The organism is Actinomadura napierensis (genome assembly GCF_039529375.1).
Taxonomy (GTDB): domain Bacteria; phylum Actinomycetota; class Actinomycetes; order Streptosporangiales; family Streptosporangiaceae; genus Spirillospora; species Spirillospora napierensis.
In genome coordinates this window covers 22,151-33,457 of sequence record NZ_BAAAMR010000106.1, presented here as the reverse complement: position 1 = coordinate 33,457, position 11,307 = coordinate 22,151, and the positions used below count along the sequence as shown (strand labels likewise).

Here is an 11,307-nt window from a genome sequence, read left to right as displayed (position 1 = left end):
GGACTTGTAGGGGCCGGGGGGGGCGGGGTGCCCCGATGCCCCGGCCCGCGCCCGCCCGCCTGCGGGCCGCGCCGGCGTCGGTGCCGGTGCCCGAGCCGGTCCCTCCGGCGCCGCCGGCGCCGGTGCCGGAGTCGAGCCCGCAGATCGCCGAGGCGGACGGGATCCGGTTCCTGTGCGGCGCCGACGACATCGGCCGGGTGGTGACGGAGGTGCGGCGGCGCGGCAAGTGGGCGCGGCGGCTGCGCGGGCAGGAGGTGTGGATCGCGTCGGCGCCGGCGCTGCTGCTGATCGGCGCGCCGTCCAGCGGGCAGCGGCGGCTGGCGCGGATGGTGGCGCGGGCGCTGGCGGAGGTCGAGGCCTCCAGCGGCGAGGTCCACTCGGTGCACGCCGAGGACCTGCGCGACGCCGGCCCGGACGGGCTGCGGGCGGCGCTGGAGGAGCACAGCGGGCATGTGCTGCTGCTGGACGGCCTGGACGGGCTGATCCTGGACGAGGCGCAGGGCCCGGCGTACGCGTCGGTGCTCTACCGGGCGCGGCTGGAGGGCGTCAACGACACCGCGCTGCTGGGCACGTGCGAGCCGGACCGGGTCGGGGAGCTGTCGGCGGCGTCGCCGGAGCTGGTCACCGATCTGCGGGCGGTGCGGCTGCCGGATCTGGGGACGGCGCGGGCGCGGTCGGCGCTGGTCGGGCTGCTGGCCGAGGAGCGGTCGCTGCGGCTGGGCTCGGACGCGTGGACGGTGGTGGAGCGGGAGGCGGGGTCGCTGCGCGGCCGCGGCCGGCTGACCGGTGCGCGGCTGGTGGAGGCGTATCTGGACCGGGCCGCGACGCGGCAGCTGGGCAACGCCGAGGCGACGCAGGCGATCGGCAGCGCGCTGACGCTGACGGCGGCGGACTTCGAGGGCCTGGCGGCCGAGCTGTCGGGCCACTGACCCGGTCCCCTGTCCCCCGCGGGCGGGGCCGGAGCACCGGAAACCCCTGTCCCGTGGGGGTTACAGCCGTCTTCGGCGCCGCATAATGTCGGTGCGCGCGGTCACGATGGGTGTGTGGAGCATGTCGATCGTGTGGACCGGTTGCTGGCGCTGGTGGCGGAGCTGCGCGCGGCCTCGCCCGAGCCGCTGGAGCCGCGGGAGCTGGCGGCGCGGCTGGCCGTCAGCGAGCGGACGGTGCGCCGCGACCTGGAGCTGCTGACGCACGGCGGGCTGCCGGTGCGGGCGGAGGGACGCGGCGGGTACGTCCTGGCGGCGCCCGCGGAGCCGGAGCCGCTCAGCGAGGTGGCGTCGCTGATGGGCCCGGTGCGCGGCACGCTCGCCGAGGCGGTGCGGCGGCGCCGGATCGTCCGTCTCGCCTACACCGACCAGGCCGGTGCGCGCAGTTTCCGTGATGTGGAGGCGCACGGCCTGGTGACGGCACCTTACGGGGAGTACCTGGTGGGGTGGTGCCTGATGCGCGACGGGCCGCGGATGTTCCGGGTGGACCGGGTGGGCGCGGCGGTCTTGTCGGGGCGCGGCGCGGAGGTGCGGGACCTGGACGGGCTGCTGGCGGCGCTGCGGGTGCCGATGCCGCGTCCGGCGGCGGAGGCGGGTCCGCGGGGCCCTGCGGGCGCGGTGCGGGCGCGGGCGTGGACGCTGGACCGGCTGGAGTTCGTGCGGTCGCGGCTTCGGGACGCGGCGGTGCAGGTGCGGGGCGGCGGTGAGGGCGCGGCGGCGCTGCGGGGCGTGCTGGGGCATCTGGCGGAGTGGACGCGCTGGCAGCTGGCGGCGGTCCGGGCGGCGGCGACGGGCGAGGAGCCGGTGCTGGAGGGGCGCCGTCCGGCGTTCCCGGCCGGGTTCGACCGGGAGCTGCCCTATGACGCGCGGGAGCGGATGATCCAGGACGCGATGGCGCTGCGGTCGCTGGGGGATCTGGCGCGCGACCTGAACCAGGTGCTGGAGGCGGCGGCGCACTGGGCGGCCGACTGCGACGACGCGCTGTGGGAGGAGGAGCTGCCCGATCCGCGCCCCTACGGGCCGCCGGGGCCGCCGCGTCCGCTGGCCGATCTGCTGGCGGGCTGGCGGGGGCCGCTGGCGCACATCGAGTGGCATCTGGACCGGCTGACCGACGAGCCGCCGCGTCCGATCTCGGACGACGAGGAGGAGCTCTGGGTGGTGGACCGCTGCCCGCTGCAGGCGTGACCGCCGCGGGCGTTCACCGGCGTTCACGGGCATTCAGGGGCGGGTCAGTCGCGGGCGTGCAGGGCGTCCTTCTTGGCGCGGTTGCCGCAGGTGTTCATGGAGCACCAGCGGCGGGTCCCGGGGCGGGAGGTGTCCAGGAACAGGGCGCCGCACCGGTCGCCGGCGCACGCGCGGACGCGGGCCAGGGCGGTGGAGGCGACCAGGTCGAGGGCGTCGCGGGCCAGGACGGCGAGCATCGCGGTGACGGGTTCGGCGGCGTGGTGGCGCAGCCGCCCGGCGGCGTCGAGGGCGGGCACGGGCACGGGCCGCGCGGCGGCGGTGTTGACCAGGTCGCGGGACGCGGCGTCGCGGGCGGCGGAGCCGGCGGGGGGGGCGGGGGGGGGGGGGGGGGGGGGGGGGGGTTGACGAGGTGGGGGGACGCGGGGCGGGGGGCGGCGGAGCCGCCGTCGCGGGCGGCGGTGACGAGCCGGTGGATCGCCTCGCGCAGGGCGCGGGCGGCCAGGAGATCGGCGGCGTCGGCGCGCACCGCCTCCCGCGCACCGGTGTCGCCTGTCTCGCCGGTTTCGGTTTCGCCGTAGGGGCCGAACTGGCGGATCCAGGCGTCGAGGGCGGGGCCGGCGAGTTCCTCGACCGCGTCGGGGCCGCCGCGGTGGCGCAGGGTGCGGATGAAGTCCAGGCAGATCCGGCCGGCGCCCTGGCGGAAGGCGGCGGTCTGACCGGGCGGCGCGGAGGGGGCCATGGCGTCGAGCATAGCCGCGAACCGGTTTAACTGGTACCGTCCTGAACCGTTATAACCGGTTCACTCGTGCGAGGTGCTCGTGCCCCCATCCCCCGACACCCCGCACTCCCCCGGCGTCCCGTCGCCGGCCGCCGCCTCCGCTGGCGTGTCCGGTGAGGTGGTCCTCGGCCGTCGGCTGACCTGGTTCCTCGCGGTGACGTGCGGGGTGACCGTGGCGAACATCTACTTCCCGCAGGCGCTGATCCCGCTGATCGCTCGTTCCTGGGCGGCAGCGCGGGCTCGTGGCTGGGGCGGCCGTCTACGGCCGGTTCGGGTGGACGGGGGTGTGCTGTCTGGTGGCGTTGCCTGCGGCGGTGGTGGCGGTCGCGGCGGCCCGGCACGTCCCGCGTGGCCGCGCGGACGGCCCCGTCCCACCGCCCGTCGCGTTGCCTGCCCGGCCGTCCGTGCCGGGCGCTGCGGCCGCCGGGCGGGAACGGTCACCGGAGAGGCGGAGGAGCCGCCTGAGGCCCGGAGGGACGCTCGGCGGTGACGGGCGCCGCCGCGGCCGCGGCGGCGGGCCGGTGGCCGTTGGGGTGGTGGCCGTTGACGCGGTTCAGGTCGCGGGTGAACCAGACGGTCTTGCCCGCCGCGTGGGGGCGGGCGCCGAAGCCGGTGGCGAGCGCGGTCACCAGCAGCAGTCCGCGGCCGGCCTCGGACCAGTCGAGGACGGCGGGCCCCGGCCGCCCGGCGGGCGGCGCCGCGGCGACGGCGTCGGCGACCTCGCCGGTGAGGCGGGCGCCGTCCAGGCGGAGGGCGAGGCGGACCGGTCCGGCGCCGTGCACGACCGCGTTGGTGACCAGTTCGTCGACGATCAGGACGATGTCGTCGACGTCGGCGGGGTCGGTGACGTGCCAGGCGTCCAGTGTCCGCGTGGTGAGGGCGCGTGCGCGGGAGGCGGTGCGGGGGTCGTCGGGCAGTTCCCATGACGCGGCGCGGGACGCGCCGCCGGATGCGTCCCGGGAGGGGTCGCGCTCCCCCGCGGCGGCGCCGATGCCGGTCGCGTCGACGCCCGTGCCCGTGGTTGTGCCCGTGGTTGTGGTTGTGTCGATGCTGGTGGCCGTGTCGATGCCGGGCCCGTCGGCTCCCACTTCCCCGTCTCCTCACCGTTGGCGGTGTGCGGGCCGGGTGCGGCGCCGGGTGTTCCCCGTCCCGGCGTCCGGTTCCGGCGTTCTCCGCGTCGGTCCATCTTCAGGGACGCATCGGGCGCGGGGGCGGTGCACGGGCGCAGGCGATCCTCACCCGCGGGTGAGGTGATGGTGGACACGCGGACGGCCCCGGTGGAATGAGCAGGGTCCGGTTGCCGTTATGGTGGGTGGCGTCGGTGTGGCTTGTGTCCCCCGGGCTCTACACAATGCCTTCGGGGAATACCGCCGGTCCGTACGGTCCGGGCTGGAACTCCGTTGTGCCTTTCGCCGTGAGGCGACCACCACACCGGCCTAAGCGCCGAGGCCCCGGCGAGATTCGTTCTCGTCGGGGCCTCGGCGTTCGCATGCTCGGGCGGCATGCTCGACATGTCGGCGTCTCAGCTGGGCGTTCAGGTGTTCAGGTTTTCGTCGGGGCGGGGTGTCGTGGGCCGTCGGCGGCGGGAGGCGGGCGGCCGGGGCGGCCGGCGGTGGTGCGGGTCACTGCACCAGGGCGGCGGCGATCGCGGCTCCGATGGCCGCCAGGACGACGGCGGCGGTGATCAGTGTCGCGGTGATCACGCGGGCGCGGCGGCCGCGGGGGGCGCCGAGCCGTGCCAGGCGGCCTGCCAGCCGCGGGTCGTCCTCGCTCAGGCGGACCTCGATCTGGGTGAGGATCCGCTCTTCCTCCATCGACAGCGCCATGCTCAGTACCTCCGGGGGGCGGGCAGTGCTGTGTTCTTCCCCACGGAGCATGATCATTATCCTTCGGCGGCGGTAACCGTTGCGCCGCGTGCGGGGGCGCTCTCGTGGTGGAGGCGGTCCAGGGCGGTGACGTAGTAGGTGTAGGCGCGGCCGGGCTTGGCGGAGGGGTCGATGACGCCTCCGCCGCGGATGTCGCCGATCAGGCGGGCGCGGTCGACGGGGGCGCAGCCGGCGGCCTTGCCGTCGACCCGGTACACCGCGTAGGACGCCGCGTCCTGGGAGGGCCGCCACTGCACCTTGACGCCCTTGCCGTCGGGGACGGCCTTGGTGTCCTGCACGGGCGGCGGGGCGTGGCCGCCGCGTCCGGTGACGGCGGGCGGGATCGCGGGGCGGGAGTAGTGGTCGTCGCGGATGCGGGCGGCGAATCCGCGGCGGTTGGCGGCGATGTCGGTGGCGCTGAAGAACACGTCGCCGCTGACCTGCGGGTACTTGCGGTTGAGGGTGAGGTGGCGGGACAGTTCGGCGGGTTTCTTCCAGGCGCCGGCCTCGCCGACGCGGTAGCCGGCCTGGCCGATGGTCAGCTGCACGCTGGTGCCCTTGACCTGGCCGGCCCACCAGGCGACGAGTTCGGCGTAGCCGGCGCGGGGGTCGCCGATGGGCCAGTACAGCTGGGGGGTGACGTAGTCCAGCCAGCCCTTCTTGATCCAGCCGCGGGTGTCGGCGTAGATGTCGTCGTAGCTCTGCAGGGCGCTGGTGGGCGAGCCGTTCGGGTCGCTGGACTTGTTGCGCCACACGCCGAAGGGGCTGATGCCGAACCGCACCCAGGGTTTGGCCTGGTGGATCTGCTGGGAGAGGGTCTGGACGAGGGTGTCGACGTTGCGGCGCCGCCAGGCGGCCTTGGACAGGCCCTTGCCGTAGGTCTTGTAGGTGGCGGCGTCGGGGAAGTCGCCGTCCTCGGGGTAGGGGTAGAAGTAGTCGTCGAAGTGGACGGCGTCGATGTCGTACTTGTGCACGACGTCCAAGACCGCCTTGGTGGCCAGGTCGCGGACCTGCGGCAGGCCGGGGTCGTACCAGAGGCCGCCGCCGTACTTGCGGACCCAGTCGGGGTGGCGGCGGGCGGGGCTGTTGGCGGCGAGCTTCTTCAGGTCGTCCTGGCGGCTGACGCGGTAGGGGTTGAACCAGGCGTGGAACTCCAGGTTCCGCGCGTGCGCCTGCTCGACCATGAAGTTCAGGACGTCGTAGCCGGGGTTCTTGCCCTGCTTGCCGGTGAGCCACTGCGACCACGGCTCGTACGGGGAGGGGTAGAACGCGTCGGAGTCGGGGCGGATCTGCACGTACACCGCGTTCATGTTCATCGCCTTGGCGGTGTCGAGGAGCCGGGTGAACTGCTTCTTCTGGGTGGCGGCGGGCTGGCCGGGCTCGGTGGGCCAGTCGGTGTTGCCGACGGTGGCGATCCACATGCCGCGCACCTGCCGGGTGGGGCCGTCGCCGTCGGGCGCGGCGGCCTTGGGGCATTCGGGCTTGGCGCCGGCGGTGACGGGGCCTGCGCGGTCGCCGTCGTCGCCTCCGCCGAAGGCGGGCACGCCGCAGCCCGCCGTCACGCCCGTCACCGCGCCCGCCGCCAGGACCGCCGCGGTCGCCCGGATCCGCGTCCCCGTTCGCCATGCCATAGCGAGCCATTGTTACGCATCCGTTGCGATGGTTCGGACGGAACGCCGATGTCCGTGTGATGCCCCGCGGTACGGCGTGTCCCGCTTCGTCCCCTCGACCGCCCCGTTGCGATCTTCGAACACGCGTTCCATACTGGCCGTCACACCAGGTCGTTCACATGTTCGAGAGGGGGCGGGGGTGCGCTGGGACCACCTGCGGCTTTCCGGGGACGAGGATGGCGGCGGCGCCGGGGACGGCGCGGCCGTGCCGCTGATCGAGCGGCGGGCGGTGGCGCGTACCTTCGACACGCCGGAGTTCCGCGGGACGACCTTCTACGAGGTCCGCGCCCGGTCGATGATCAACGCGGTGCCGAAGGCGTCCCGGATGCCGTTCCGCTGGACGATCAACCCCTACCGGGGCTGCACCCACGCGTGCGTGTACTGCTTCGCGCGCAAGACCCACGAGTACCTGGAGATGGACGCGGGCGCCGACTTCGACTCGCGGATCGTGGTGAAGGTGAACGCGGCCGAGCGGGTGCGGGCGGAGCTGGCGGCGCCGCGGTGGCGGGGCGAGCACATCGCGATGGGCACCAACGTCGACTGCTACCAGCGCGCCGAGGGCCGCTACCGGCTGATGCCGGGGATCCTGGCGGCGCTGCGGGACGCGGCGAACCCGTTCTCGATCCTGACCAAGGGGTCGCTGATCCTGCGGGACGTGCCGCTGCTGCAGGAGGCGGCCGAGCGCACCGACGTGAGCGCCGCGGTGTCGGTGGGGTCGGTGGACCCCGGGCTGTGGCGGCTGGTGGAGCCCGGCACGCCGGCGCCGCGCAAGCGGCTGCAGGTGTGCGCGCGGCTCAACGAGGCCGGGATCGGCTGCTCGGTGCTGATGGGCCCGGTGATCCCCTACCTGTCGGACTCGCCCGCGCAGCTGGAGGAGACGGTGCGGCAGATCGCCGAGGCCGGCGCGACGTCGGTGTCGGCGATCACGCTGCATCTGCGTCCGGGCGCGCGCGAGTGGTTCATGGCGTGGCTGCGCGAGCACCATCCGGAGCTGGTCGTCCCCTACGCGCGGCTGTACGGGTCGGGCGCCTACGCCCCGGCGGAGTACCAGCGGCGGATCTCGGCGCGGGTGCGGGAGCTGGCGGCCCGGTACGGGGTGGGCGCGGGGCGCCGCGGCCCGTCGCCGCACCGCCGCGTCCCCGCTCCCCCGCCGCCCGCGCCCGAGCAGCTGTCGCTGCTGTAACGCTGCTGTAACGCTGAGGGCACCCGCCGCCGGCGGTCACAGGGCGAGGTCGCGGCGCAGGCGGTCGGCGCCGGTGAACAGGAACGCGCGCAGGCCGGCGGCGCGGGCGGCCTCGACGTTGGCGGGGCGGTCGTCGACGAAGGTCAGGTCGGCGGGCGCGGCGCCGAGGCGTCCGGCGACGTGCCGGTAGATCGCCGGGTCGGGTTTGGCGAGCCGCAGGTCGGCGCTGAAGAACCGGTGCCGGAACACCGCGGCCCACGGCTCGGCCTCGATGTGGCGGGCCATCTCCAGGGGCGCGTTGGACAGCAGCGCCAGCGGGACGCGGCGCGCGTCCAGGTCCCGCAGGATCGCCAGCATGCCCTCGTCGAGGTGGGACCACATCTCCAGGTCGAGGCGGACCAGCACCTCCAGCAGGGCGGGCGTCGCGGCGCGGCCCAGGCGCCCGCACAGCTCGCCCCAGTATCCGGCGGCGTCGACGGCGCCGAGGTCGTAGGCGCCGCGGCCGCTCCAGTACAGGTCCCAGAACGCGCCGGGTGCGGCGCCGACGGCTCCGGCGAGGCGGGCGGCGGCGTCCTCGGGCGGGGTGCGGCAGACCACCTCGCCGTAGTCGACGATCACCCATTCCATCGCGGCCCCCTCGGCATCGCTGTTCACTTCCCACTGCTTCCAACAAATATCACGTTTGTTCGCACATGTGGAGAGTTCGGTGTCCTGGGCGCGCGGGTCAGGTGCGGTGGACGGCGAGGCCGGTGCGTCCGGGGGCCAGGTGGGGGCGCAGGACCAGCTCGTCGTCGTAGCCGCCGCCGCGTTCGGGCCGGTAGGGGATGGGGTCGGCGGTGGGCAGGGCGGTGAGGCGGGCGTCGAGGCGGGCTGCGGCGCGGGCGTGCTCGGCGGGTCCGGCGCGGTCGGCGCCGGTGATCACCAGGGGCGGCAGGACGTCCATGCCGGCGTAGAACAGGGTGCCGTGCAGGAGGGGGAACAGCACGTCCTCGGCGTCGCCGTGCAGGCCGCGGGGGCCGAGGCCGGTGGCGCGGGCGCCGGCGGTGGTGACGACCAGGGCGCGGTGCCCGGCCAGGCCGCCGTCGCCGTAGCGGCGGGCGCGGCCGTCCTCGTCGTGGACGCCGAAGGCGTAGCCCTGCACGAACACGCGGTCGAACCAGCCCTTGAGGATGGCGGGCATCCCGTGCCACCACAGCGGGAACTGCAGGACCAGCGCGTCCGCCCAGGCGAGTTTGGCGTGTTCGGCGCGGATGTCGGGGGCGAGCGCGCCGGTGGCGCGGGCGTGCTCGGAGGCGGGTCCGAGGCGCAGGGGTTCGCGGGGGTCGTGGCCGACGTCGGCGGGGCCGGCGACGGGGTTCCAGCCCATCGCGTACAGGTCGGAGTGGCGGACGCGGTGGCCGTGGCGCCGCAGGGTCGCGGTGCCGTGGTCGCGCAGGGCGCCGTTGAGGGAGCGCGGTTCGGGGTGGGCGAACACCCACAGCACGTTCATCGCGTGTGCTCCTTTCGCGGGATCGCAGTCTGGGTTCGATGCTGCCGGGCGGCGCGGGCGGTCACGAGTGGCCGGTGGGCCATCATGTGCAAGGATCGGGCCATGAGCGGAGTGGCGAGAGGCATGCCGCACCGGGTGGCGGTGCTGGTGCGCGACGGTGTGCTGCCGATGGAGCTGGGGATCGTGCACCAGCTGTTCGGGCACGCCCGGTCGGCGGGCGGGGACCGGCTGTACGAGGTGGTGTCGTGCGGGGTGGCGGCGGGGCCGGTGCGCACCGACGCCGATTTCCAGGTGGAGGTGCGCAGCGGGCTGGAGGCGCTGGAGGGGGCGGGGACGGTGCTGGTGCCGGCCTCGCACGAGGTCGACGAGCGGTGCCCGGGCGCGGGTCCGGTGCCGGCGGCGCTGGCGGCGGCGCACCGGCGGGGCGCGCGGGTCGCCTCGATCTGCACGGGCGCGTTCGTGCTGGCGGCGGCGGGGCTGCTGGAGGGGCGGCGGGCCGCGACGCACTGGCTGTCGGCGGACCGGTTCACCGCGATGTTCCCGTCGGTGGAGCTGGACCCGGCGGTGCTGTACGCCGATGAGGGCGGTGTGCTGACCTCGGCGGGCGAGGCGGCGGGCATCGACCTGTGCCTGCACATGATCCGCCGGGACCACGGCGCGGCGGTGGCGGGGGACGTGGCGCGCCGCACGGTGGTGCCGCCGCACCGGGAGGGCGGGCAGGCGCAGTTCATCGCGCGTCCGGTGGCGGCGCCGCGGGAGGCCTCGACGGGGCCGGCGCGGGCGTGGGCGCTGGAGCGGCTGGAGGAGCCGGTGACGCTGGCGCAGCTGGCGGCGCGGGCGTCGATGAGCGTGCGGACGTTCACGCGGCGGTTCCGGCAGGAGGCGGGGGTGTCGCCGGCGGTGTGGCTGACCGCGCAGCGGGTGCAGCGGGCGCGGCAGCTGCTGGAGGAGACCGATCTGCCGGTGGAGCGGGTGGCGGAGCGGTCGGGGTTCGGGACGGCGGCGTCGCTGCGGGCGCATCTGCAGGCGGCGGTGGGGGTGCCGCCGTCGGCGTACCGGGCGACGTTCCGCGGCCCCGCCCCCGACGCGGGACGTCCTGCGGACTGACCGGCCGAGCCGGCGCGCAGGGTCAGGGGCGCGCGGGGTCAGGGGCGCGCGGGGTCAGGCGGGTTCGGTGTCGGTGAGCTCGGTGGGTTCGGCGATGACGTCGACCATGGCGCCGTTGCGCACGACGGTGATGGGCAGCGGCCGGCCGATGGCGCCCTCGAACATCAGCCGCTGCAGGGACTGGGCGTGCGAGACCGGGTGCCCGGCGGCGGTGAGGACCAGGTCGCCGCGGCGCAGCCCGGCGCGGTCGGCGGGACTCTGCGGGACGACCTCGGCGACGCGCAGCGCCTCGTCCTGCCCGGTGCGGGCGCGCAGCGCGGCGGGGACGGGGACGGGCGCGGCGACCAGGCCGAGGTAGGCGCGGCGGACGCGGCCGTCGCGCATCAGCGCGGCGATGATGCGGCGGGTGGTGGCGTTGATGGGGACGGCGAGGCCGAGCCCGGTGCCGGCGACGGCGGTGTTGATCCCGACGACGCGGCCGCGGGAGTCGGCGAGGGCGCCGCCGGAGTTGCCGGGGTTGAGGGCGGCGTCGGTCTGGATGACGTCCTCGATGACGCGGGCGGCGCCGCCGCCGCGGGCGGGCAGGGACCGGCCGAGGGCGGACACCACGCCGGCGGTGACCGAGCCGGCCAGGCCGAGGGGGTTGCCGACGGCGACGACGAGCTGCCCGACGACCAGGCGGTCGCTGTCGCCGAGGGTCGCGGGGCCGGGGACGGCGCCGGGATCGCGCACGACGGCGAGGTCGGACAGCGGGTCGGTGCCGACGACGGTGAACTCGGCGGTGGATCCGTCGGCGAAGGCGGCCTGCCCGCCGGCGGCGGCGCCGACGACGTGGGCGTTGGTGAGCAGGAACCCGTCGCCGGTGAACGCGACGGCGGATCCGGCTCCCTCGCCGCGGCGGTGGCGGACGCGCAGCGCCGCGACGCGGGGGGTGAGCTCGCGGGCGACGGCGGACACGGTGGCGGAATAGGCGTCGAGGGGCTCCTGCTCGCGGGGACCGGGCTCGCGGGGGTCGGGGGACATCGCACCTCCAGATGATTACAA

11 protein-coding genes and 1 pseudogene are annotated in these 11,307 nt (G+C 75.8%); 4 read left to right on the top strand and 8 right to left on the bottom strand.

All coding sequences use genetic code 11. The annotated features are described in order from the left end of the window. Together ABD296_RS39280 and ABD296_RS39275 are read left to right on the top strand one after the other, a co-directional pair. On the top strand, nt 1-929 hold a 929-nt coding region (locus ABD296_RS39280), incomplete at its 5' end, for a hypothetical protein (protein ID WP_455363873.1). Nucleotides 930-1,043: 114 nt separating this feature from the next. Continuing rightward, nucleotides 1,044-2,171, top strand: coding sequence for a helix-turn-helix transcriptional regulator (locus ABD296_RS39275; RefSeq protein WP_344279833.1), 1,128 nt, complete (start codon nt 1,044-1,046; stop codon nt 2,169-2,171). A 44-nt stretch (nt 2,172-2,215) separates the two neighbouring features. On the opposite strand, the gene ABD296_RS39270 is transcribed toward ABD296_RS39275, so the two are convergent. The 5 genes and pseudogenes from ABD296_RS39270 to ABD296_RS39250 form a co-directional block, all read right to left on the bottom strand. Continuing rightward, nucleotides 2,216-2,473 carry a CGNR zinc finger domain-containing protein gene (locus ABD296_RS39270; protein ID WP_344279830.1) on the bottom strand — a complete coding sequence of 86 codons (258 nt, stop codon included), beginning with the start codon at nt 2,471-2,473 and terminating at the stop codon, nt 2,216-2,218. A 149-nt stretch (nt 2,474-2,622) separates the two neighbouring features. Further along, a pseudogene (locus ABD296_RS50725) lies at nt 2,623-2,910 on the bottom strand (ABATE domain-containing protein); the annotation flags it as partial. A 476-nt stretch (nt 2,911-3,386) separates the two neighbouring features. Continuing rightward, nucleotides 3,387-4,037, bottom strand: a complete 651-nt coding sequence (locus ABD296_RS39260) for an ATP-binding protein (RefSeq protein ID WP_344279824.1) — start codon at nt 4,035-4,037, stop codon at nt 3,387-3,389. A 534-nt stretch (nt 4,038-4,571) separates the two neighbouring features. After that, entirely contained in the window at nt 4,572-4,826 is a 255-nt protein-coding gene (locus ABD296_RS39255) for a DUF3040 domain-containing protein (RefSeq protein ID WP_344279822.1), read from the bottom strand. Nucleotides 4,827-4,831: 5 nt separating this feature from the next. Next, nucleotides 4,832-6,445: a glycoside hydrolase family 10 protein gene (locus ABD296_RS39250; protein ID WP_344279820.1), complete on the bottom strand. Its 1,614-nt coding sequence runs from the start codon at nt 6,443-6,445 to the stop codon at nt 4,832-4,834. A 178-nt stretch (nt 6,446-6,623) separates the two neighbouring features. Here ABD296_RS39250 and ABD296_RS39245 point away from each other — a divergent pair, with 178 nt between their 5' ends. Continuing rightward, nucleotides 6,624-7,667: an Rv2578c family radical SAM protein gene (locus ABD296_RS39245; RefSeq protein WP_344279817.1), complete on the top strand. Its 1,044-nt coding sequence runs from the start codon at nt 6,624-6,626 to the stop codon at nt 7,665-7,667. Between the two features lie 36 nt (nt 7,668-7,703). On the opposite strand, the gene ABD296_RS39240 is transcribed toward ABD296_RS39245, so the two are convergent. Both ABD296_RS39240 and ABD296_RS39235 read right to left on the bottom strand, forming a co-directional pair. Then, nucleotides 7,704-8,321: an HAD family hydrolase gene (locus ABD296_RS39240; RefSeq protein ID WP_344279814.1), complete on the bottom strand. Its 618-nt coding sequence runs from the start codon at nt 8,319-8,321 to the stop codon at nt 7,704-7,706. A gap of 70 nt (nt 8,322-8,391) precedes the next feature. Further along, a complete protein-coding gene (locus ABD296_RS39235; protein WP_344279810.1) occupies nt 8,392-9,156 on the bottom strand; it encodes an NAD(P)H-dependent oxidoreductase in 765 nt (254 codons plus the stop codon). Nucleotides 9,157-9,258: 102 nt separating this feature from the next. On the opposite strand from ABD296_RS39235, the gene ABD296_RS39230 reads away from it, so the two are divergent. Continuing rightward, nucleotides 9,259-10,263, top strand: a complete 1,005-nt coding sequence (locus ABD296_RS39230) for a GlxA family transcriptional regulator (protein WP_344279807.1) — start codon at nt 9,259-9,261, stop codon at nt 10,261-10,263. 54 nt (nt 10,264-10,317) lie between these two features. Here ABD296_RS39230 and ABD296_RS39225 read toward each other — a convergent pair whose 3' ends face one another. Next, nucleotides 10,318-11,286 (bottom strand): S1C family serine protease, encoded by a 969-nt coding sequence (locus ABD296_RS39225; protein ID WP_344279804.1) that lies wholly within the window; start codon nt 11,284-11,286, stop codon nt 10,318-10,320. Nucleotides 11,287-11,307: the final 21 nt, after the last annotated feature.